The sequence below is a fragment of the Caulobacter sp. GW822-FHT01G02 genome, assembly GCF_058802865.1.
In genome coordinates this window covers 35,570-57,822 of the sequence record NZ_JBXAON010000002.1, presented here as the reverse complement: position 1 = coordinate 57,822, position 22,253 = coordinate 35,570, and the positions used below count along the sequence as shown (strand labels likewise).

Sequence of the window (22,253 nt, the reverse complement as noted above, 5' to 3'; positions counted from 1 at the left end):
CTGAACAAAACCAAGCCTATTATCGTCACTAAAGGTTGAAGCCTTTGCGTAAGGTATGGCTCGGGTGGTGCAGATATTCTCCGGTTTTGGAATTTCCATCTTTGTTGAGGGCGGTCGCTTCTTCGTCGAGTTCGATGATGGCCGATCCGCCAGTCAAACACGACGTGTGGAGGTCAGCGAGGCTGAGGCACAAAAAGCTCGTTTGAGCGAGCGCGACGCTTATGAGATCCTGAAAGACAAATAAGGGGACTTTCAAGCCAAGGTCGTTCGAAGCCGCCCCTCACGTCCCGCGCGGCTTGGCTCGCGTCGTCGGGGCGGTATTGGCCGGATCATCCGGCCAGACGTGCCGGGGGTAGCGGCCCTTCATCTCGACCTTCACCTCGCGCCACGAGCCCTTCCAGAAGCCGGGCAGGTCGCGGGTGATCTGGATCGGCTTGTGGCCGGGCGACAGCAGCGACAGCACCAGCGGGACCTTGCCGCCGGCGATGCTGGGGTGCTCGGTCAGGCCGAACAGCTCCTGCACGCGGATGTCGATGCGCGGGCCGGCCTCGGCGGCGTAGTCGATGGCCACGGTGGTGCCGGTCGGGGCCTTGAAGCGGGCCGGCAGCATCTGGTCGACCTTCTGTTGCAGGTCCCAGGGGACCAGCGACCGGATCGCGCCGTCCAGGCTGCTCTCATCAACGCTGGCCAGGGACGAGCGGCCGTGCAGCAGCGGCTCCAGCCATTCGTCGAGGCGGGCGACCAGGGCGGCGTCCGACAGGTCGGGCCAGGCCTCGCTGTCCAGGGCGCGCAGGAAGGCCACGCGACTGCGGAAGCTCTCGACGCCCTGCCCCAACCGCAGGCCCGATAGTCCGTCGGCCCGGACCTGATCCATCAGGGCGCCGGCGATCAGGGCCGGGTCGGGATTCTCGATCAGCCGCTCTTCCAGCACCAGCCGGCCCAGGCGCAGCAGACGCTTGGCGCGCACCTTGCCGCCGGCGGTCTCCAGGCGGTCTTCCGCGACCAGACGATCGGCGAAGGTCTCGCGCAGGTCGGCCTCGTCGACGGCGGCGGCCAGCAGGATTCGGTCGCGGCTGTCGCCGCCACCCAGCTCGCCCACGGCCAGCCAGGGCTCGCGCGCCAGCGGGTCGGTCGGCTCCAGATAGACGCCGCGCCCGCCGGCCAACTGAAACTCGCCCGGCTTGCCGCGCGCCTTGGCCACCCGCTCGGGATAGGCCTCGGCCAGCATCAGGCCGATCTCCAGTTCGGGCGCCTTTGACGGCCGGCCGGCCGCGCGACTCCAGCGCTCGACCAGGGCCATGGCGTCGCGGGCTCGCGGCGAGCGATCGCGATGCAGGTTTTCCAGCCGACGGCGCAGGTCGACGTCCTTGCCGCCCAGGCCCTGTTCGGTCAGCACGGCGGCGATCTCGGCGGCCTCTCGGGCCTGGCCCGACGCGGCCGCGCGGACCACCATGTGCGCCAGGCGCGGCGGCAGCGGCATCTCGGCCAAGGCCTTGCCGTGAGCGGTCAGGTCCCCCTGCCCGTCCAGCGCCTGGATCCGGGTCAGCAGGGTCCGCGCATCGGCGAAGGCGGCGGGCGGCGGCGGGTCCAGGAAGGTGAGCCCCGAAGGATCGCGCGCGCCCCAGCGGGCCAGGTCCAAGGCCAGGCGCGAGAGGTCGGCCTCCAGAATCTCCGGCCGGGCGAAGGCCGGCAGGGCGCGGGTCTCCGGCTCGTCCCAAAGGCGGTAGCAGACGCCCGGCTCGGTCCGCCCGGCGCGGCCCCGGCGCTGGTCGGCGGCGGCGCGGCTGACGCGAACAGTGTCCAGGCGGGTGATGCCCGAGGCCGGATCGTAGCGCGGCACGCGGGCCAGGCCGGCGTCGATGACGACCCGGACGCCCTCGATGGTCAGGCTGGTCTCGGCGATCGAGGTCGCCAGCACCACCTTGCGGCGGCCGGCCGGCGCGGCGGCGATAGCGCGGTCCTGCACGGCCGGCTCCAGCGCGCCGTAAAGCGGCGCGACATCGACATCCGGCCGGCGCAGGCGCTCGTTCAGCCAGCTCTCGGCGCGGCGGATCTCGCCCTGTCCGGGCAGGAAAACCAGGACGCTGCCGGTCTCTTCCGCCAGCGCCCGTTCGACGGCGCGGCCCACCCGCTCTTCCAGGCGCAGACGATCGTCGCGGCCGAGATACCGGGTGTCGACCGGGAACATCCGTCCCTGGCTCTCGATCACCGGCGCGTCGCCCAGCAGAGCCGAGATTCGCGCCCCATCGAGGGTCGCCGACATGACCAGCAGGCGCAGGTCGTCGCGCAGCACGCTCTGGACGTCGCGCGCGAAGGCCAGGCCAAGGTCGGCGTCGAGGCTGCGTTCGTGGAACTCGTCGAACAGCACGGCCGCGACGCCCTCCAGGCCCGGGTCGTCGAGAATCATCCGGGTAAAGACGCCTTCGGTGACCACCTCGATGCGCGTCCGGCCCGAGACCTTGGACTGCAGACGCACCCGGAAACCGACCGTCTCGCCGACGGATTCGCTCAAGTTCGCGGCCATGCGCGAGGCGGCGGCGCGGGCGGCCAGGCGGCGGGGCTCCAGGACGATGATCTTGCGGCCCAGGACCCACGGCTCGTCCAGCAGCGCCAGGGGCACGGCCGTGGTCTTGCCCGCGCCCGGCGGCGCGACGAGAACGGTCGCATCGGAAGCGAGCAGAGCCGCCTTGAGCGCGGGCAGGACATTCTCGATCGGCAGCATCATGGGGAGGCATAGACCCTCAAAACGCTTCCGTCACCGCAAGCCGTTGCGTGAGGGCTGTACTCTGACTAACGTCGCCGCCCAGTGCCTGACTAGCGGGGGTTCGCTGGTCGTTGGGGAAACGGAACACATGGCCGGAAACAGGCTGTTTTTGAAGAAATCGATCGCGAGCATCCAGAAGGAAGCCGCACACAGCCAGCTGAAACGAACGCTGGGTCCCATCAACCTGATGAGCCTGGGCATCGGCGCCATCATCGGCGCCGGCATTTTCGTGCTCACCGGTCAGGTCGCTTCGGCCAATGCCGGCCCGGCGATCATGCTGTCGTTCATCGTCGCCGGCATCGCCTGTGGCCTGGCCGGCCTCTGCTACGCCGAACTGGCCTCGACCATGCCGGTATCCGGCTCGGCCTATACCTACGCCTATGGCACCCTCGGCGAAGTCGCCGCCTGGATCATGGGCTGGCTGCTGGTTCTCGAGTACGGCGTCGCCGCCTCGACCGTCGCGGTCGGCTGGTCGGGCTACGTGGTCAGCACCCTCCACGCCTTCGGGGTGAATTTCCCACAGATCATGGTCGCTGGCGCCGATGCGCCGGTGTGGGCAACACCGCTCATCCAGGCCGTCGCCACCCCTGAAGGCGGCACCGTTTTTGCTCTCACCGGCACCCTCAACGTCGTCGCCGCCATAGGCATCGCGCTGGTCTCGGCCCTGCTGGTGCTGGGCGTCAGCGAGTCGGCCAACGTCAACAACGCCATCGTCGTGATCAAGGTGATCGTGCTGCTGGTGTTCATCGCCGTGGGCGTCCAGTACATCAACCCCGCCAACTGGCACCCCTTCATCCCCGCCCCGACCGGTCAGCCGGGCGAGTTCGGCGCGGGCGGCATCTTCCGCGGCGCGGCGATCATCTTCTTCGCCTATGTCGGTTTCGAAGCGGTCTCGACCGCCGCCGCCGAGGCCAAGAACCCCTCCAAGGACGTGCCGATCGGCATCCTGGGCGCCCTGGTCGTCTGCACCTTGATCTACATGGCCGTCGCCGCCGTCATGACTGGCGTCGTCCCCTACAAACAACTGGCCAGCCCCGCGCCCATCGCCGTCGCCATCGACCGCATGGCCCTGGAATGGGCCGACATCCCCTATGCGGCGGCCGAGGGCGGCAAGCTGAATCTGATCAGCATCGCCATCAAGATCGGCGCGATCACCGGCCTGTCCTCGGTCATGCTGGTGCTGTGCTACGGCCAGACCCGGATCTTCTACACCATGGCCCGCGACGGCCTGCTGCCGAAGGTCTTCGCCGCGATCCATCCGAAGTTCCGCACCCCCTGGCTCGGCACGATCCTGCTGGGCGCGGTGATCGCCATCGCCGCCTCGTTCCTGCCGATCAGCCTGCTGGGAGACCTGGTGTCGCTGGGCACGGCCGTGGCGTTCTCGATCGTCTGCCTTTCGGTGATCTATCTGCGGATCAAACACCCCGACATGCCGCGCCCCTTCAAGGTTCCGGGCGGCATCGTCACCGCGGTTCTGGGCATCCTGGCCTGCCTGTTCCTGGCTTGGCAGAACTTCCAGCCGATGATTGTTCACGCGATGAACAACAACCCGTTGCCGTTGATGATCCTCGCCGTCTACTCGGCGGTCGGGGCGGTGATCTACATCGCCTACGGGTACTGGAACTCGAAGCTCGCCAAGGGCATCGACATCACTGAAGACACCGACATGAACTCTCCCGCCGAGGCCATGGGGCGCGGCGTGGACGACGTGAAGTAACCAGACTGCTTCGGCGATCGATCGAAGGCCCGGGAGAGATCCCGGGCCTTCTTTCTTGCACGCTCGCTAACGCCTATGCTGGATTCAGAAGGAGTTTTCGTGAGCCAGCCCCAAACGCCCATCGCCGCCGTGATCGCCCCGGTCACGCCGCTGCAGCAGAACTGCACGATCGTCTGGTGCACGAAGACGATGAAGGCCGCCGTCATCGATCCGGGCGGCGAGGTCGACCGCCTGCTCAAGGTCATCGCCGACAAGGGCCTGACCCTGGAGAAGATCTGGATCACCCACGGCCACATGGACCACGCCGGCGGCGCGGCCGAGCTGAAGGCCCGCACCGGCGTCCCGATCGAGGGCCCGCACAAGGACGACCAGTTCTGGATCGACCGCATCCAGCAGTCCGGCGAGCAGTACGGCATGCCCGAGGCGCGGATCTTCGTCACCGACCGCTGGCTGAACGACGGCGACACCGTCACCCTGGGCGAGACCGCGTTCGAGGTCTTCCACTGCCCCGGTCACACCCCCGGCCACGTGGTGTTCTTCCACCGCGAGACCAAGTTCGCCCAGGTCGGCGACGTGCTGTTCCAGGGCTCGATCGGCCGCACCGACTTCCCCCTGGGCAATCACCAGGATCTGATCGATTCGATCACCCAGAAGCTCTGGCCGCTGGGCGAGGACGTGCGGTTCGTGCCCGGCCATGGGCCGATGTCGACCTTCGGGGCCGAGCGGCGCAACAATCCGTTCGTGGGTGATCGGGTGGTGGCGGCCATGGAGGCCCAAGGCGGGGCCTACCAGGCTCCTGAGAACCACTCTCCGGGCTGAGGAGATCCGACCCGTTCAAAAGGGGGAGGACGGGCCGGATCTCTGGCCGCCGACGCGTCGGGTGGGGGATGACGCGCCGCCGGTGCGACGTTGGATCGCATGACCGGGTTGCGTCGCTGTTTCAGCCGTGAAATCTGAGCGTGACGGGGGCGTGACAGGAAATCGCATGGAAAACGTCCAAAGCACCGCCCAGAGCGACGCCGACGCCCAGCGTGGGGCGGCGCCACGCATCCTCATCGTCGACGACGATCCCGGCATCCGCGACGTCGTCTCCGATTTCCTCAGCCGCCATGGCTACGCCGTCGAGACGGCCCAGGACGCGCGCACCATGGAGCAGGTCCTGGCGCGCGGTCCGATCGACCTGATCGTGCTGGATATCATGCTGCCTGGCGAGGACGGCCTGGCCATCTGCCGCCGCCTGTCGTCGGCCAGCGACGGACCGGCGATCATCATGCTGTCGGCCATGGGCGAGGACACCGACCGCATCGTCGGCCTGGAACTCGGCGCCGACGACTACCTGCCCAAGCCGTGCAATCCGCGCGAGCTGCTGGCCCGCGTCCGCGCCGTGCTGCGCCGCCGCCAGGAGCCGCGCGCCGTCGACGACGCCATGGGCGCGGCCTGCGAGTTCGCCGGCTGGCGCCTGGACCTCGTCCGCCGCGAGCTGCGCTCGCCGCAGTCGGTGGTGGTCAATCTGTCCAGCGGTGAGTTCTCGCTGCTGCGCGCCTTCGTCGAGCGGCCGCAGCGCGTCTTGACCCGCGACCAGTTGCTGGACCTGGCGCGCGGCCGCGACAGCGACGCCTATGACCGCGCCATAGACGTCCAGATCAGCCGCCTGCGCCGCAAGCTGGACGACGGCGGCGGCAGCGAGCTGATCCGCACGATCCGCAGCGAAGGCTACATGTTCACCGCCAAGGTCGTCCGCACCCCATGACCCTCTTCCGGCGCGGCGCGCCGCTGTTCGTCCAGGCCCTGGGGCTGGTGATCGTCACCCTGGTGGCGGCCCAGTTGATCGCGATCGCGGTCATCTTCACCCTGCCGCCGCCGCCGCCGGAGTTCTATCGGTCCAGCGAGATCGCACGCGCCCTGAAGACCGGCCAGCCGGTGCAGCCCCGCGACGGCCGCCTGCTGGTGGTCAAGCAGCGCGTCACCCTGCACCCAATGGGCCAGGACACCCCGCGCCGCGTCGACTTCAAGACCGACATCAGCCGCGCCGTCGACGTGCCGGTGAACCGCATCGAACTGCAGATCGACAATGGTCCGCGTTTCTTCGTGCGCCGCACGCCGGTGACGCCGCCCAAACCCGATGCGCCGCCCCGTGGTCCCGGCGCCCGCGAACCCTTCGCCCGCGAGGGCGGCGGTCCCGGAGGCGCCGGTGGTCCGCCCGGCGCGCGCGGCAAGGGCGTCGACGAGCCGCTGATCTTCGGCGACTTCAAGCTGGGCGTGCGCCAGAGCGATGGTCGCTGGCTGGTGGTCGAACCCAAGCCGACCTTTCGCTTCGACAACTGGCAGCAGCGGGTGCTGCTGATCCTGTTGCTGTCGGTGATCGCCGTAACGCCGCTGGCCTGGCTGTTCGCCCGCCGCCTGGCCCAGCCGATCACCGCCTTCGCCGACGCCGCCGAGCGCCTGGGCAAGGATCCGCGCACCCCGCCGCTGAGCATTTCCGGCTCTGGCGAGGTGGTCGCCGCCGCCACGGCCTTCAACATGATGCAGGAGCGCCTGCGTCGCTATGTCGAGGACCGCACCGCCATGGTCGGAGCCATCGCCCACGACCTGCGCACGCCCCTGACGCGCCTGAAGTTCCGCATCGAGGCCGTTCCCGACGACATCCGGCCCAAGCTGGCCGCCGACATCGACCAGATGGAGGCGATGATCGCCGCCACCCTGGGCTTCGTGCGCGACACCCAGCGCCCGGCCGAGCGCACGCGGCTGGAGCTGTCCTCCCTGGTCGAGAGCGTCATCGACGAGGCCGCCGAGACCGGCGGCGACGCCATCGTCGAGCGAACCGAGAAGACCGTGATCGAGGGCGATCCGGTGGCCCTCAAGCGCCTGGTCGCCAATCTGGTCGAGAACGCCCTGAAATACGGCGTACGGGCCCGCGGTCGGGTCTATGCCGAGGACCACATGGCGATCATCGAGGTCGACGACGACGGTCCCGGCATTCCCTCGAGCGAGCTGGAGCGGGTGTTCGAGCCCTTCTATCGCGGCGAACCCTCGCGCAATCGCGAGACGGGCGGCAACGGCCTGGGCCTGGCGGTCGTGCGCTCCCTGGCCCGCGCTCACGGCGGCGACGTCATCCTGGCCAACCGCCCCGGCGGTGGTCTGCGGGCGAGCGTGCGGCTTCCAGCGTAGCAAATACGGCGGAAACGGGCGGCTTTGTTGCGGCGCCGCAAGGCCGCGCCCGCGTCTGACATCACCGGGCAACCCGGCTGGGCTTCAAAGCTTGGCTGGATGGAGATTTGCCGGATGATGCTTCGCTCGCTTGGCCTGACGGCCGTCCTCGCCGCCACCCTGGCCGCCTGCGCCAGCGCGCCGCCGGAACATTCCGAAGGTCGTCGCGGCCCGCCCGCCGAAGGCGGCGGCGCGCCGATGGCCGGTCCGCAGCTGTTCATCAGCCCGGCCGGCGAGCCCTTCCGCGCCCCGCCCGGCGCGCCCTACCCGATCGCCGACTGGTTCGCCGGCGCCGACGCCAACCATGATGGCGCCCTGACCCGCGACGAGTTCGTGGCCGACGCGGTGCGCTTCTTCGGGGTGGTCGACGCCGACCACAACGGCGTCATCGACGGCTTCGAGGTGGCGGCCTACGAGCAGACTATCGCGCCCGAGATCATTGGCGGCGCGGCCCCCGGCGGGATGCGGCGCGGCCCGCGCGGCCTGGGCGTGGCCGAGGGCCAGGAAGCGCCGAGCGACGACGACATGTCGCCAAGCCGCCGCCGTCCGCAGAGGACGAACGTCCTGCAAGGGGCCTCGCTGTTCGGCCTGATCGCCGAACCCGAGCCGGTAATGGCCGCCGATGGCAATTTCGACCGCCGCATCACCAAGGACGAGGCGACCAAGGCGGCCAGGACCCGCTTCGCCCTGCTCGACACCGACAAGGATGGCCTGCTGAAGCTGGCCGAGCTGCCCAAGACGCCGGTCCAGGGCGGCCTGCGCCCCGGCGTGGGCCCGGGCGGCGGCAAGGGCAAGATGGGCGGCCCGATGGGCGGACGCGGCGGCGGCCGAGGCGGTCCGGGCGGCGGCCGGCGCGGCTAGCTACCGACCAGGCTGGCGATGATGTTGATCCCCAGCGCCAGGATGGCGGTGTTGTAGAAATAGGCGGCGGCCGCGTGGGCGGTCACCAGCTTGCGCAGCTTCGAGGTCAGGATGCTGTTGTCCGACACCTGGAACGTCGCTCCGACGCTGAAGGCCAGATAGGCGAAGTCCATATAGCCGGTGGGCTGTTCGCCGGGGAACTCGATGCCCGGCTTGCCGGATCCGTCGCCGAAATTGCGGTGGGCGTAGTGCAGGACGAAGGCCGACTGCAGCACCAGCCACGACAGCACCAGGGTCACGCCCGCGCAGGCCGTCACGAAGGCCTGCGCATGGCTGCCTGCATGCTTGGCCGCGATCATGGCGTCGACCACCGCCCACAGGCTGGCGGCGATGGCGGCCAGGACGATCAGCAGGAGAACAGGAACCCCCTCGTCCTCCTGGGCGGCGCGCGAGCGCACCTCGGCCTCATCGGCCTTCAGAAACAGCGTCCACGTGGTCAGCAGATAGACCAGCGCCGCGGCGTCCCAGCCCAGAAGAAGGTGCGCGGCCTGGGGCGCGCCCAAATATTTCGCCGTCAGCCACACAGCGACGCCGACGCCCTGCGCGGCGGCTAGACGCCAGTGCGACGCGACGCGGCCGACCATGTGTTTGGTCTTACGGGCCATTCTCCGGCGTCTCCTCGAACGGGCGCTTGTCCCTATGCGGCGTAATTAGTGCGAACTCACGGTGAACCGAAAGCGTCTTCGCTGGTTACTTCACCGGAACGCGCAGGAGACGACGCCAGTGACCGACCCAGACGCCCCGCCCCCGCCCGAGCCCAAACCGCCCGAGTATGAGCCGGGTGTCGTCCCCGTCGAGGACCCCCCAACCTCGCCGCCGGTCGATCCAGGGGACGACCGTCCCTATGACGCCTGATCCTTGCTCGTGCCGCCTGTGACCAGACTAGGAGCCCCACATGGACACCGATAGCGAACGTCCCCGCGGTCGTCGCGGTTTCGCCGCCATGGACCCGGAACGCCGCCGTGAGATCGCCAGGAAGGGCGGAGCTAGCGTGCCCAGTGAAAAACGCAGCTTCGCCAAGGACCGTGATCTGGCGGCCAACGCCGGCCGAAAAGGCGGTTCTTCTTCACGCGGCGGTCGCCCCGGCGAGCGCGCGCTTTAGAAGCTAACCAACAAACAACCTTGGCGCGCCGGTCCCGATCTCTCGGAGCCGGTGCGTCTTCGTGCGTGTGGACCAGCGCGCCGCTATCTACCGTCAGGCGGTCAGCGCATAGACCGCGAAGGTCGGGTCCTTGCTGATCCAGCGCTGGGCCACGGTCCAGCCGGCGCGGCGGGCGATGCCCTCGAAGACCTCGGACGGGTATTTGTACGAATTCTCGGTGTGGATGGTCTCGCCGGCGGCGAACCGGAAGCCGTAGTCGCCGACCATGACGATCTGGTCGCGCACGCTTTCCAGATGCATCTCGATACGGCTTTCCCGAGCGTTCCACACGGCCTTGTGGGCGAAGGCGGCGGGGTCGAAGTCGCCGCCCAGCTCCCGGTTGATGTGGACCAGAACGTTGCGGTTGAACGCCGCCGTCACGCCCTGGGCGTCATCATAGGCCGGGATCAGCACGGCCGGATCCTTGGCCACATCGGCCCCGACGATGAACAACGAGCCCTCGCCCAGCAGGACGCGAGCCTGGCGCAGCAGGGCCTCGGCTTCATCGGGCGCGAAGTTGCCGATCGTCGATCCGGGAAAGAAGCCGACGGGCGTATGGCCCTTGGCGCCGTCCGGCAGCTGGATGGCCTTGGTGAAGTCTTCGACCAAGGGAGCGACGGCCAGGTTCGGATAGTCCTGGCGCAAGCTGGCGGCGGCAGCGTCGAGGGCGGACGGGCTGATGTCGATCGGCGCGTAGACGGCAATCTGCGGCGCGGCGTCCAGAACGATACGGGTCTTGGTGCTGGCCCCGCTGCCGAACTCGACCAGCGCCGCGTTATCGGGAATGCGGGCGGCGATCTCCGGCGCGATCTCGCGCAGCAGCGCCGTCTCGGTGCGGGTCAGGTAGTATTCCGGCAGTTCGCAGATCGCCTCGAACAGGCGCGAGCCCTCGGCGTCGTAGAAGTACTTGGCCGACAAGGTCTTGGGCGCGGCCGACAGGCCGCCGACCACCTCCTCCAGGAACCTGTCGCTCGGCTTCACCTCGACCAGACGATCGTCGTCGGCCAGGCGCACGCCGCCGAACATCCAGCGGCTGCCAGGGTGGAAGAAGTTGCGATAGGTCGAGCGCGAGTGGCCGGGCGGCGTGGCCTCGCAGCCCCCGCGCAGCACCATCTGGCTGACCATGAACTTGCCGTTGTACTCGCCCAGCGCGCCCGGTCCTGGCTTGAAGCCCGGATAGGCGCTGTAGGCGCTGGCGGTCCACTGCCAGGCCGCGCCGCACAGCTGACGGAGCGCCGACGGGGCGCCGGTGGCCGTGGCGGCGGCTTCCCATTCGGCCTCGGTCGGCAGGCGGCGGCCGGCCCAGGCGGCGTAGGCGGCAGCCTCGTAATAGCTGACATGGACGACGGGCGCGTTAGGGTCGACCGGATGACGGCCGCGCAGGGTCATGGTGGTCCAGCCGCCGCTCAGGTCACGCCGCCAGTAGCCGGGGGCTTCCCAGCCTTCCTCTTTGACCTTGGCCCAGCCCTCCGACAGCCACAGCTCGGCGCGGCCGTAGCCGCCGGCCTCGATGAAGGCCAGCCACTCGCCATTGGTCACCAGGCGGTCGGACAGACGGAACGGCGCGACGTAGGTCTTGTGGCGCGGCCGCTCGTTGTCGAAGGCGAAGCCCGCCGCGCCCTTTTCGTTTTCAGGCGCCCCGATCTCGACGAGACCGCCGGCGAAGCGGTGAAAACGCTGCGGGCCCGGATCCGGACGCGGGGTCGCGGCGCCGGGCTGATAGGCCGGGTCGAGGGGCGACTGGGCGAACAGATGCAGGATGTCCATCAGGATCAGCTCCTGATGCTGCTCCTCATGATTCAAGCCCAGCTCCAGCCGCTCGCGGATCTCGGGCGTCAGAGGACCGGCCAACAGGCGGACCATGGCCGCGTCGACATGGGCGCGATAAGCGCCGATCTCCTGCGCCGACGGCCGGGTCAGCAGACCGCGTTGCGGTCTTGGCTGCCTGGGACCGGCGGCCTCGTAATACGAGTTGAAGATGTAGTTGAAGCGCGGGTCGTGGACAGCGTAGCCCGGCAGGAACGGCGTCAGAAGGAAGGTCTCGAAGAACCAGGTCGTATGCCCCCGGTGCCACTTGGTCGGGCTGGCGTCGGGCATGGACTGGGCCGACTGGTCCTCGGGCGACAGCGGCGCGGCCAGAACCTCGGTGCGACGGCGAACGCGGCGATAGAGGTCGATAAGGACGTCCGCCGAGGCCTCGGCGAGATCCATGGCGGGCATTTCGTCCGGGATCATGGTGTCTCCTGCGAGCTAAAGCGGCGCTGGGCCAAGGCCCCAGTCGACGACAACGTTCCGAGAACTTCGGTGTTCCCCCTCGCCGTGGCAACCGCGCAAGCCTCGCGCTGCTGCCACTCTATGGCAGCAGGTCGTCCACAAGCTTGAACGCGACGGCTCCAACGAAACGATTTTTTCGACGACAGGCTTGAGGGTGAGCCACCGCGGGAACGTCTAGCAGACGGAGGACGCCAGCACGCCCCTTACGGCTGGCGTACCTGCCGGTCGGGGAATTGAGCAGCCTCGACCGGCTTTACCTCCGTACCCGACATTTCATTCCCCGATCGGCGCATCCAGCAGCCCGGCCAGAACGCCCTGCAGCACCTCGGTGGCGCGCTTGGGCGACAGGTCCTGGTCGCGGCGCAGCCGATGCCAGGCGTCGAAGCTGAGCAGCAGGTCCATGGCCTCGAACCGCACGCGGTCCTTGGCGAGTTCAGGCGGCAACTGGGCGCGCAGGATCTCGCGTGAGATCTGCACCATCTTGGCGTTGTCGACGGCCAGGGCCGGCGACTGGTGGCGGTGAACCTCGGAGGCGCGCTTGAACGGGGCGATTTTCTCGTAGGCCCAGCCGCGGCGCTCGACCAGCTCCAGCACCCGCTCGCGCCAGCTCTCGCCCTTGAACGGCGTGTGGACCAGGGCCATCAGCTCGGTCGTGATCACCGCCGACATCTCGCTATAGAGGCTGTCCAGATCGTTGAAGTGGCGGAAGACCGTGCGAAGGCCGACGTCGGCGCGGGCGGCGACCAGTTCGGCTGAGGGCGAGACGCTGCCTTCGCGCACCAGCTCCAGCATGGCCTGGACGATGCGGGCGCGGCTGTCCTGCGAGCGCCTGCGGCGACCATCGATCGCGACTTCAGGCGCGGCGTCGATTCCCGGACGAAGATTACGCGCGGCGGAACTCAAGGCCCTGGGCTCTCCCATTCGTGGCCCTTGCTTAAACCCGCGGAACGCCGACGACCACCTAAAGCTTCAGAAGGTCGAGCCGGTTGGACCATTTGATCTCGGTGGAGCCAGCCGGCAAGCTGGCGAAGTCACCGTCGCGGCCCACCTTCATCGGCCCGCCGAAGATCGCGCGCGAGCGGCCCAGGAATGGCCCTTCCAGCGCCCGGACCGGCAGCGGCGGAATAATGTGGTAGAACAGTACTTCCCTCACCCCGGCCGTCTTGGCCTCGCTGGCCACCGTCTCCGGCGCGGTGTGATAGTCCAGGATGTCGTGGAAGATGTGGGCGTAGTTGTCCCGCCCGGCCTTCTTCGCCACGTCCGCCTGGATCGCCACGAGGTTAGGCGACAGGCCTTCGTGGACCAGCAGGTCGACGCCCTTGGCCGCCTTGACCAGCCGCTCCGACGGCCCGGTGTCGCCGCTGATCACGGCGGTGCGGCCCTTGTATTCGAAGCGATAGGCGACGGCCGGATGGACCGGGTCGTGCTTGACCGGGAAGGCCCACACCTTCAGGCCCGGCTTTTCCAGCACCAGCACGTCGGGTCCGCCCGGATCGGCGGTGAAGACGTGTGTGACCGCGCCGAAGCCCGAGGGCGGCATGACGGCTTCACCGTGGTGGGCGGTCCGATAGCCGCGATCCAGGGTGTAGGCGTCCTGGAAGCCCTTCACCACCTGATCCAGGCCCGGCGGGCCATAGATCGGCAGCGGCGCGTGCGCGGCTCCGCCTCCCCAGCGCTGCAGCATCAGCTCGCCCAGGTCGGCGATGTGGTCGGAATGATAGTGAGTGACGAAGGCGGCGCTCAGCCGGGGCGGCGGCAGGTTCATCAGCAGCAGGTTGCGGGTCGAGCCCGAGCCGGAGTCGACGACGAACAGGTCCCTGCCCGCCACCACCGCCACGCAAGGTCCCGCCCGCGTCGGGTCGGGCATCGGCGCGCCCGAGCCGCAGAGGCCGACATGCAGGCCGTCCGGCAGCTCGGCAAGCGGGTCGGTCGCCAGGGCCGTTTCATAAAGCCTGCGCATGCCCGCCTCGGCCAGGCGTTCTCGGAACAGCCACGTCAGACCCAAGGCGATGGCGACCACACCCGCCACGGCGCCCAGCCCGATCCAAACCTTGCGCATATGTTCCTCCCAGAACTTGACCTAGTAGCGCCATAATGGCACTCATAGTGTCAATAGAAATCCGCCGAGCGGTGTCGAGGGAGAACGGAATGGACGTGTTGCGCACGCCGGACGAACGGTTCGAGGGCTTGGTCGACTGGCCCTACGCGCCGCGCTACACGTCGGTGGTCGACGCCGACGGCACGCCGCTGCGCATCCATCATGTCGACGAAGGTCCCAGCGACCAGCAGCCGATCCTGCTGATGCACGGCGAGCCGTCTTGGGCCTATCTGTACCGCAAGGTGATCGCCGACCTGTCGGCGCGCGGCCGCCGGGCGATCGCGCCGGACCTCGTCGGCTTCGGCCGCTCGGACAAGCCGGCCGCTCGCGCCGACTACACCTACGAGCGGCACGTGGCCTGGATGAGCGAGTGGCTGGTCCGCAACGACCTGACGAACATCGTTCTGTTCTGCCAGGACTGGGGCGGGCTGATCGGCCTGCGCCTGGTGGCGGCCTTCCCCGAACGGTTCGCCGCCGTGGTCGTCTCCAACACCGGCCTGCCCGTCGGCTCGGGCAAGAGCGAGGGCTTCGAAGCCTGGCTGAATTTCAGCCAGAACGTTCCGGAACTGCCGATCGGCTTCATCCTCAACGGCGGCACGGCGCGCGATCTCTCCGACGCCGAGCGGGCGGCCTATGACGCCCCCTTCCCCGACGAGACCTACAAGGAAGGCGCGCGGATCTTCCCGGCCCTGGTGCCGATCACGCCCGAGCACGCCTCGGTGGCCGAGAACAAGGCCGCCTGGGCGGTGCTGGAGACGTTCGACAAGCCGTTCATCACCGCCTTCAGCGACGCCGACCCGATCACCCGCGGCGGCGAGGCGGTGTTCCAGTCCCGCGTGCCGGGCGCCAAGGCCGTTGCTCACACGACGCTGAAGGGCGGCCACTTCGTGCAGGAAGACAGCCCCGGCGAAATCGCGGCCCTGCTCGATGGCCTCGTCGCCAGCCTGGCGAAAAAGGAGATCGCCGAATGAACGTCGTCAATCAGGTCTTTCCCTCGCCCGAACAGTTCCAGGAGTTCTTCGGCGGCCCCGAGGACGGGCCGTTCGTAATGGTCAACCTGCTGAAGTTCCGCGACAAGGCCGAGTACGAGGACGGCGCCGAGCCCGAACTGTCTGGCCGCGAAGCCTATAACCGCTACGGCGTCGAGGTGGCCAAGCTGGTCAAGGCGCTGGGCGGCCAGATCCGCTACAGCGGTCCGGTCACCGGTCTGATGATCGGCGAGGTCGAGGAGATATGGGATGCGGTCGCTCTGGCCGAATACCCATCCCTGGCCGCCTTCCAGAAGATGGCTCTGTCTCCGGAAATGCACGCCATCGAGCACCACCGCAAGGCCGGTCTGGCCGGACAGCTGAACATCCGCACCAAGCCGGCCCCCGGCGTCTAGAACAGCTAACTTGTCATCCCGGAAGCCTCGCAGAGGCTGTCCGGGACCCAGGGGCCAATGGCAGTGCGGTTACCCCTGGGTCCCGGACAAGCGCTACGCGCTTTCCGGGATGACAAGGAATTAGGTTCTACTTCAAAACTCTACGGCTCCCGGTACACCGTCCTAAAGCCGACGTGGGAGGCTCCGCCGTCGGGCGGTCCGGGCGTGCGGGCCGCCGGGCGATATCGGAAGCAGTAATCGTCGGCGCAGAGGAACGAACCGCCCTTGACCACGTGCTTGGGCGTGTTCGGCTCGTTGGGGTCGAGGGCGCGGATCTCGGGCGGGCCCCCGGCCTCGATGACGCTGGCGACCTCCAGGCCCGGCCTGAACCAGTCCGTGGTCCACTCCCAGACATTGCCGGCCATATCGACCAGGCCATAGCCGTTGGGCGGGAAACAGCCGACGGACGCGGCCTGGGCCTTGTAGCCGTCGGTCCCCAGGTCCAGGGCCGGGAACACGCCTTGCCAGGTGTTGGCGCGGGGGCGTCGAGCATCCTGCGGCTGGTCGCCCCAGACGTAGCGCTTGCCCACCAGGCCGCCCCGCGCGGCGTATTCCCATTCAGCCTCGGTTGGCAGGTCGCGGCCCAGCCATCGGGCGTAGGCCATGGCGTCCTCCCAGGCGATGTGGACCACCGGCCAGGCTTCGCGGCCCCTGATCGTCGAGCGCGGTCCCTCCGGATGCCGCCAGTCCGCGCCGGGGATCACCCGCCACCATTGCGCGGGATCGTCCGACCTCGCCCCCTTCGCCCCCACGAAGACGAGCGAGGCCGGACGCCGCTGCGCCGCCGACAGCTGGGCGTAGCGCGCGGGATCGAGCGGTCGTTCGGCCAGGGTGCGGTAGCCCGTGGCGTCCACGAACCGCGCGAAGGCGGCGTTGGTTACTTCCGTGCGGTCGATCCAGAACGGCGCGACCTTCACTGTCTGTGGAGGCCCCTCTTCCGGCCGCATCGGCGCTGCGCCCATGGCGAAGTCGCCGCCCGCGATCCGGACCATGCCGGCCGTCCGGTGCGCGGGATCGGCGATGGGCAGGCCCGTCAGGCACGCCTTCGGCGCCGGCTTGCCGCAGCCCGCCAGCGCCAAGAGCAGGAGGAAAGGAACCGCCCTCAATTGTCCCAATAGACGTACTCGTCGCTCGCCTTGGCCTTCTGGCCGCCCGGATGGTCGATATAGAAGGCGCCGGAGATTAGCGAGGGCCAGGCGGGCTTGACCATCTGGCTATCCAGTTGCGCCAGCGTCGCCTGCATCTCCTTGAGCTTGTCCGGCCGGGTCCTGGACAGGTCGTGGCGCTCGGTCGGGTCGGTGTTCAGGTCGAACAGCCAGACCTTGTTCGGCTCCTGGGCGACCTGCAGTTTCCAGCCGCCCGCCATCACCGTCTTGTAGCGACCCGAGCGCCAGTACATTGCCTTGTGCGGGTCGCCCGCGGCCTTGCCCTGCACGAAGGGGACAAGGTCAACGCCGTCGATCGTCCGGTCCTTGGGCGGGGTCGCGCCAGCCGCGCCGGCGGCGGTGGCGAAGATGTCCACGTGACCCACGGGGCTGCGATAGACCGCGCCCGCCGGCAGCTGCCCCGGCCAGCGCAGCAGGAACGGCACGTGGATGCCCCCCTCGAAGAAGGTCGCTTTCCAGCCGCGATACGGCCGGTTGATGTCGGGAAGGCCGATATAGTTGGCGCCGCCGTTGTCGGAGGTGAAGATCACCAGGGTGTTGTCGTCCAGGCCCTTGTCCTTCAGCGCCTGCAGCACCCGGCCGATGTTGCGGTCCAGGTTGCGGACCATGGCGCCGTAGACGCGCAGGCGATGATCCTTGATCTGCGGCAGGGCGTCGTAGTCGGCCTTGGGCGCCTGCAGCGGCGTGTGGACGGCGTTGTAGGCCAGGTACATGAAGAACGGCCGATTCCTGTTGGCGTCGATCGACTTGATCGCTTCGTCCGTCAGGTAGTCGGTCATGTAGGTCGACGGGTGGAACATCTTCGAACCGTTGTACTGCACGGCGAACGGCAGAGCGCCCCACAGGAACTTGTCGATCGGATCCCAATCCTGCCGCGATTCCTCGACCGACGGGTCGCCGACCGGCGCGAACAGCGAGGCGCCGGCCATGAAGCCCAGGCTCTCGTCGAAGCCCTGGTCCTCGGGCCGCGAGCCCTTGACCCCGCCCAGGTGCCACTTGCCCAGGTGAACGGTGTGATAGCCGCGGGTCTTCAGGGCCTCGGCGATGGTGATCTCGGTGGAGGGCACGGCCTCGGTGTTGTCGTCCTTCGGCGTGTTCTTCACCTCGTCCTTGTTGAAGTGCGAGGGGTGCAACGGGTCGCCCGCGTGACCGCCGACGACGCGCGAGAAGGCCACGGGCGTAGGCGTGAACTCAAAGCCGAAGCGGGTGGCGTAGCGGCCGGTCATGATCGCCGCGCGCGACGGGGCGCAGGTGGCGTTGCCGCTGTAGCCGTTGGCGAAGGTGACCCCCTGGTGGGCGATCGAGTCGATGGCCGGGGTCGGCACGGCCCCCTTCGCGACACCGCCGCCGTTCAGGGTGACGTCGTTGTAGCCAAGGTCGTCGGCCAGGATGAACACCACGTTCGGCGGCCGCTGCCCAGCCGGCGTCGCGGCCGGGCCTTGCGCCCAGGTCACCGCGTGATTGGCCTCGATCTTCGGCTGCTTGGCGCGCGCGATCATGATGATCAGGTCGAAGCGGAAATGCCAGGCCGCCACGCCGGCCGCGACCAGCACAACGACGATCCCCGTGAACAGCTTCCAGGCCTTCATGCGCGCCTCCCTCTTATCGTTCGCTGGAGCATATATTGACATTCATCGTGCCGCTAGATGTCATGCATCCGACAGTTGGGAGGCTGTCGCCATGTCTCTGCGCACCCACATCATGCGAAGCGTGACCACCGTCCTGACCAGCCCGGCCCGCCGCCGGATGGCCCACGATCTGGCCGCCGTTTCCGCCCGCCTGCGCGGCGAGCGCCCGACCGTCCGCTATTTCCACCAGGCCGACGATCCCTATTCGCACCTGGCCGTGCAGATGCTGCCGCGCCTGCGCGCCCGCTATGGCGTGGAGATCGATCCCTATCTGGTCCCGCCGCCCGAGGACTCGGCCGCGCCAGACCGCGAGCGCCTGCGCGCCTACGGCCTGCGCGACGCCGCCCGCCTGGCGCGGGCCAGGGGCATCGGCTTCCCCGCCGACGCCCAACTGCCCTCGGCCGAGGATGTGCGCCGGCTGCAGGTGGTGCTGGCCGACGCGATCGAGCGCGAGCGGTTCGAGGATACGGCCCCGGCGGCCGGCGCGGCCCTGTGGTCGGGTGACACCAAGACTCTGGCCGGCATGGCCGCCTGGGCCAGCGGCCAGGACACGGACCTCTGCGACGACCTCCTGGCCTTCAGCCAGCGGCGCCGCGCGCAGTTGGGCCACTATCTGGGCGGCATGTTCCATTTCGAGGGCGAATGGTTCTGGGGCGTCGATCGCCTGGGCCACCTGGAGGCCCGCCTCGCGGCGCGCGGCCTGGACCGCGAGCCCGGAGCCCCGCGATTGGCCCCGGCCCTGGAGCCGACCCTGCTGGCGGCGCCCGGCGCGTCCACGGCGACGATCGAGGCCTGGTTCTCATTCCGCAGCCCCTATTCCTGGCTGGTCCTGCCGCGCATCCGCCAACTGGCCCAAGCCCATGGCGCGAAGCTGCAACTGCGGCCCATCCTGCCGATGGTCATGCGCGGCCTGGCCGTGCCGCGCATCAAGACGATCTACATCACCCTGGACTGTAAGCGCGAGGCCGAGCGCCTGGGGCTGCCGTTCGGCAAGATCGTCGACCCGGTCGGGGCCGGGGCCGAGCGGGCCCTGGCGGTGCTGCACCACGCGATCGATCTCGGCCTGGGCGAGGAATTCGCCGAGTCGGGCCTGAAGGCCGCCTTCGCCGACGGTTTGGCCCTGGCCGAGGATGGCGGCCTCTACGCCGCCGCCCGCCGCGCCGGCCTCAACGACGCCCAGATCGCGACCGCCCTGGCCGACGACAGCTGGCGCGACCGGGTCGAGACCAACCGCGCCGCCCTGCTGGAGGCCGGCCTGTGGGGCGCGCCGACCTTCCGGGTCAGTGACCACGAGGCGCACTGGGGTCAGGACCGGCTGTGGATGCTGGAAGACGACCTCCGCGCGGCGACGGCGCCGACGAAGGCTTATGCGCCGAATGGAGTGTCCGGATAGACCGACGAGCTCTTCGCGGCCTCGTCCAGTTCGGCGCGGCCGCGGATCTCAGGCGCTCCAGGCGGCGGCGACGCTGGCCGAGTCGGTCAGGATCGCGGTGTTCAGGTCCAGCATCTTCAGCGCCCCCGCGTGCAGGTCGGGCTCGTAGGCCGCGCAGGCGTCGGCGGCGATGAACACGTGGTAGTCATGGTTGAAGGCGTCCTTGGCCGTGTCGGCGACACAGCACTCGGTGGTCAGGCCGGCGATCACCAGGGTGTCGACCTCCTGCGCCTTCAGCCGCGCGTCGATGTCGGTGTCCCAGAACGGGCTGTACCGAGTCTTGCGAAGGACAAGTTCGCCGGGCCGGGGCAGAGGTCCGACGAAGGCGCTGCCCGGCGCGCCGGCGCGGCAGAGCGCCGGGCTGGCCTCGGGATCATTGCCGCGCCGACGCATCCGCTCGTCCCAAACGTCGGAGTCGGTTTCCGGCGTCGTGAACAGGCCGGCGAACACCACCGGGACGTCCGCCGCCCGCGCCGCATCGGCCAAGCGCTCGGCCGCCGCCAAGGCCGCTGGCACGGTCGAGAGATCCAACCCCCACTGACCGCTCAGTCCGTCGGGCGAGGCGAAGTCGGCCTGCATGTCGACGATCAGCAGCGCCGTGCGTCCGGGCGCTATCCAATGCTCGAGGTTCATGAGAACGCCGTCCGCAGTCGTGGCAGGATTTCGGAGCCGAACATGGCCAGCCCTTCCCCATAGTCGGGGAAAATCAGCATAAGCCCGTCCAGTTCGCACTCGGTCATGAAGCCTTCGACCTGCTCGCGGCAGGTGGCGGGCGAGCCGATCATGGTCTCGGTCATGAACGCGCCCTGCTTGTGGGCCGCCGCCTGCAGCTTGTCGGCCGGCACGCCCCAACTGGCCAGCATGGAGAGGATCGCGCCCATGTCCGCGCCCTCGGCGTAGCGCCGGGCCAGAGCCTGCGCGCCCGCATCGCTCTCGGCGTGGATGATCGTGCACATGGCGTAGGTGCGTACCGTCTTGCCCAACTCGGCGGCCAGCGCCTTGGCCCGGCGCGAGGCGTCGCGGTGCTCGGGGCGCGAGCGGCCGCCGATGAAACAGGCGTCGGCGTGGCGCACGGAAAACTGGAAACCGCGATCGGACATGCCCGCGCAGATCAACTGCGGACGCGGTTTCGACAGGGGTTTGGGCCTGGACTGACAGTCCCGCATCGTGAAGTACTTGCCGGCGAAGTCGACGCTGTCCTCGGCCCACAGGCGCTTGACGATGGTCGTCCATTCCTCGGCCAGGGCGTAGCGGTCGTCGTGGGACAGCGAATCGTCCCAGGCGCTCATCTGGTCGAACTCGGCCTTGTAGGCCCCAGCGACGATGTTCAAGCCCGCCCGGCCGCCGCTGATGTGATCCAGGGTGGCGATCATCTTGGCGGCCACCGCCGGGTTTTGCAGCAGCGGGTGCACCGTGGCCCAGATGCGCACGTTCGTCGTCGCCTCGGCGATGGCGGCCATCAGAGTCACCGACTCCAGCGAGGTCCCCCAATGGTCGGTCTCGCCGCCGAAGCCGCGGAACTTGCCCATCGACATCACGAAATCCAGTCCCGTCTGGTCGGCGGCCACGGCGGCGGCGCGGTTCTGGGCATAGAGTCCGTCCAGGACGGGCGTGGCGCCGGAGACGATCCAGCCGCCATTGGCCACCGGCAGGAAGACGCCAAAATCCTTGTGCTGCGAGGGGCGCTGGAACATGCGGCCGATCTTCACGCGCTTCGCCGCCCCGAACAACCGCACTTGACGCTGCGTCCGCCGACGCCATCTGCACCCCACTTACCCGCGCCAGGACCGCGCACCGGAAAACAAAGGTCTTGGGCGAATGACCACGTGGGACTATCCATTCCCCCAAATGCTCACCCAGACCGATGGCGTTTCCGCCGTCCCTCCCACCGAAAGCGCGGCTGAACGCGCCCGCAACCGCCGCCGCAAGCCGGTCCGGCGGCTGCGCTTCGCCTTGGCCGTGTTCGCCATCGGCGTCGCCGTCGCCGTGATCGCCCAGGCGTCGTGGAACAGCTTCGTCTCCAGCAAGCTGCAGACCCAGACCGCCGCCTCGCCCCTGGTGCTGGACAAGCCGCGCTTTACCGGCGTGCTCAAGGACGGCCGTCCGTTCCTGATCACCGCGGAAAGCGCCGAGCGCGACCCCAAGGACGAGAACCTGGTCCATCTGGTCTCGCCCGTCCTGGTGCGTGGCTACGGCCAGCCCAATCCCAGCCAGGCGACGGCCAAGACCGGCCTCTATCGCGAGGCCGAGAACACCCTGCTGTTGACCGACGAGGTCAAGATCACCAGCGCCGAGGGCTATGACTTCGACGCCCCGCGCGCCCTGATCAACATGAAGACGGGCGAGGTCAGCGGCGACGCCGGCATCGCCGGCAGCGGACCCAAGGGCAGCACGCAGGCCAACGCCTACAACGTCACCGACAAGGGCGACCGCGTGGTGCTGAAGGGCCGCGTCCATACCCGGCTGGAGCGTCAGCGCTGAC

The 22,253-nt window shown here is 68.9% G+C and carries 21 protein-coding genes; 12 read left to right on the top strand and 9 right to left on the bottom strand.

Going from position 1 to position 22,253, the window contains the following annotated elements; translation table 11 throughout:
- The first annotated feature begins 67 nt into the window (after positions 1-67).
- On the top strand, positions 68-244 hold the full coding sequence (locus AC1RNC_RS05795) for a hypothetical protein (protein ID WP_492885529.1): 177 nt from the start codon (positions 68-70) through the stop codon (positions 242-244).
- Between the two features lie 36 nt (positions 245-280).
- On the opposite strand, the gene hrpB is transcribed toward AC1RNC_RS05795, so the two are convergent.
- Positions 281-2,722, bottom strand: coding sequence for an ATP-dependent helicase HrpB (gene hrpB / locus AC1RNC_RS05790; RefSeq protein ID WP_492885484.1), 2,442 nt, complete (start codon positions 2,720-2,722; stop codon positions 281-283).
- A 130-nt stretch (positions 2,723-2,852) separates the two neighbouring features.
- Here hrpB and AC1RNC_RS05785 point away from each other — a divergent pair, with 130 nt between their 5' ends.
- The 5 genes from AC1RNC_RS05785 (at position 2,853) to AC1RNC_RS05765 (ending at position 8,549) form a co-directional block, all read left to right on the top strand.
- Positions 2,853-4,481 carry an amino acid permease gene (locus tag AC1RNC_RS05785; RefSeq protein ID WP_492884499.1) on the top strand — a complete coding sequence of 543 codons (1,629 nt, stop codon included), beginning with the start codon at positions 2,853-2,855 and terminating at the stop codon, positions 4,479-4,481.
- Between the two features lie 75 nt (positions 4,482-4,556).
- Positions 4,557-5,300: an MBL fold metallo-hydrolase gene (locus tag AC1RNC_RS05780; RefSeq protein WP_492884498.1), complete on the top strand. Its 744-nt coding sequence runs from the start codon at positions 4,557-4,559 to the stop codon at positions 5,298-5,300.
- 166 nt (positions 5,301-5,466) lie between these two features.
- A complete protein-coding gene (locus tag AC1RNC_RS05775; protein ID WP_492884496.1) occupies positions 5,467-6,231 on the top strand; it encodes a response regulator in 765 nt (254 codons plus the stop codon).
- A complete protein-coding gene (locus AC1RNC_RS05770) occupies positions 6,228-7,649 on the top strand; it encodes an ATP-binding protein (protein ID WP_492884495.1) in 1,422 nt (473 codons plus the stop codon). Before AC1RNC_RS05775 ends, AC1RNC_RS05770 begins: the two co-directional genes overlap by 4 nt.
- Before the next feature lie 117 nt (positions 7,650-7,766).
- Positions 7,767-8,549: an EF-hand domain-containing protein gene (locus AC1RNC_RS05765; RefSeq protein ID WP_492884493.1), complete on the top strand. Its 783-nt coding sequence runs from the start codon at positions 7,767-7,769 to the stop codon at positions 8,547-8,549.
- Here AC1RNC_RS05765 and AC1RNC_RS05760 read toward each other — a convergent pair.
- Positions 8,546-9,214, bottom strand: coding sequence for a DUF1345 domain-containing protein (locus AC1RNC_RS05760; RefSeq protein ID WP_492839612.1), 669 nt, complete (start codon positions 9,212-9,214; stop codon positions 8,546-8,548). The two genes, AC1RNC_RS05765 and AC1RNC_RS05760, sit on opposite strands and share 4 nt — an antisense overlap.
- Before the next feature lie 118 nt (positions 9,215-9,332).
- Between AC1RNC_RS05760 and AC1RNC_RS05755 the strand changes: the two genes are divergently transcribed.
- Together AC1RNC_RS05755 and AC1RNC_RS05750 are read left to right on the top strand one after the other, a co-directional pair.
- Entirely contained in the window at positions 9,333-9,464 is a 132-nt protein-coding gene (locus AC1RNC_RS05755) for a hypothetical protein (protein ID WP_492884491.1), read from the top strand.
- 40 nt (positions 9,465-9,504) lie between these two features.
- Positions 9,505-9,711, top strand: a complete 207-nt coding sequence (locus AC1RNC_RS05750; RefSeq protein ID WP_047413350.1) for a con-10 family general stress protein — start codon at positions 9,505-9,507, stop codon at positions 9,709-9,711.
- A 93-nt stretch (positions 9,712-9,804) separates the two neighbouring features.
- Here AC1RNC_RS05750 and egtB read toward each other — a convergent pair whose 3' ends face one another.
- The 3 genes from egtB to AC1RNC_RS05735 all read right to left on the bottom strand — a co-directional run bounded on the left by egtB (position 9,805) and on the right by AC1RNC_RS05735 (position 14,083).
- Positions 9,805-11,985, bottom strand: coding sequence for an ergothioneine biosynthesis protein EgtB (gene egtB, locus AC1RNC_RS05745; protein ID WP_492884489.1), 2,181 nt, complete (start codon positions 11,983-11,985; stop codon positions 9,805-9,807).
- 312 nt (positions 11,986-12,297) lie between these two features.
- Positions 12,298-12,927: a TetR/AcrR family transcriptional regulator gene (locus tag AC1RNC_RS05740; protein WP_492884487.1), complete on the bottom strand. Its 630-nt coding sequence runs from the start codon at positions 12,925-12,927 to the stop codon at positions 12,298-12,300.
- 58 nt (positions 12,928-12,985) lie between these two features.
- Positions 12,986-14,083 carry an MBL fold metallo-hydrolase gene (locus AC1RNC_RS05735; protein ID WP_492884485.1) on the bottom strand — a complete coding sequence of 366 codons (1,098 nt, stop codon included), beginning with the start codon at positions 14,081-14,083 and terminating at the stop codon, positions 12,986-12,988.
- 89 nt (positions 14,084-14,172) lie between these two features.
- Here AC1RNC_RS05735 and AC1RNC_RS05730 point away from each other — a divergent pair, with 89 nt between their 5' ends.
- Complete coding sequence (locus AC1RNC_RS05730; protein WP_492884483.1) at positions 14,173-15,093, top strand: haloalkane dehalogenase; 921 nt, start codon at positions 14,173-14,175, stop codon at positions 15,091-15,093.
- Entirely contained in the window at positions 15,090-15,506 is a 417-nt protein-coding gene (locus tag AC1RNC_RS05725; protein ID WP_492884481.1) for a DUF1330 domain-containing protein, read from the top strand. Before AC1RNC_RS05730 ends, AC1RNC_RS05725 begins: the two co-directional genes overlap by 4 nt.
- Positions 15,507-15,646: 140 nt before the next feature.
- Here AC1RNC_RS05725 and AC1RNC_RS05720 read toward each other — a convergent pair whose 3' ends face one another.
- Complete coding sequence (locus AC1RNC_RS05720) at positions 15,647-16,660, bottom strand: formylglycine-generating enzyme family protein (protein ID WP_492884479.1); 1,014 nt, start codon at positions 16,658-16,660, stop codon at positions 15,647-15,649.
- Complete coding sequence (locus AC1RNC_RS05715; RefSeq protein WP_492884477.1) at positions 16,648-18,300, bottom strand: sulfatase-like hydrolase/transferase; 1,653 nt, start codon at positions 18,298-18,300, stop codon at positions 16,648-16,650. Before AC1RNC_RS05715 ends, AC1RNC_RS05720 begins: the two co-directional genes overlap by 13 nt.
- Before the next feature lie 91 nt (positions 18,301-18,391).
- Here AC1RNC_RS05715 and AC1RNC_RS05710 point away from each other — a divergent pair, with 91 nt between their 5' ends.
- A complete protein-coding gene (locus AC1RNC_RS05710; protein ID WP_492884475.1) occupies positions 18,392-19,732 on the top strand; it encodes a 2-hydroxychromene-2-carboxylate isomerase in 1,341 nt (446 codons plus the stop codon).
- 48 nt (positions 19,733-19,780) lie between these two features.
- On the opposite strand, the gene AC1RNC_RS05705 is transcribed toward AC1RNC_RS05710, so the two are convergent.
- Positions 19,781-20,404 carry a cysteine hydrolase family protein gene (locus tag AC1RNC_RS05705; protein WP_492884473.1) on the bottom strand — a complete coding sequence of 208 codons (624 nt, stop codon included), beginning with the start codon at positions 20,402-20,404 and terminating at the stop codon, positions 19,781-19,783.
- On the bottom strand, positions 20,401-21,465 hold the full coding sequence (locus tag AC1RNC_RS05700; protein ID WP_492884471.1) for an LLM class flavin-dependent oxidoreductase: 1,065 nt from the start codon (positions 21,463-21,465) through the stop codon (positions 20,401-20,403). Before AC1RNC_RS05700 ends, AC1RNC_RS05705 begins: the two co-directional genes overlap by 4 nt.
- 154 nt (positions 21,466-21,619) lie before the next feature.
- Here AC1RNC_RS05700 and lptC point away from each other — a divergent pair, with 154 nt between their 5' ends.
- A complete protein-coding gene (gene lptC / locus AC1RNC_RS05695) occupies positions 21,620-22,252 on the top strand; it encodes an LPS export ABC transporter periplasmic protein LptC (protein ID WP_492884469.1) in 633 nt (210 codons plus the stop codon).
- Position 22,253 lies beyond the last annotated feature (1 nt).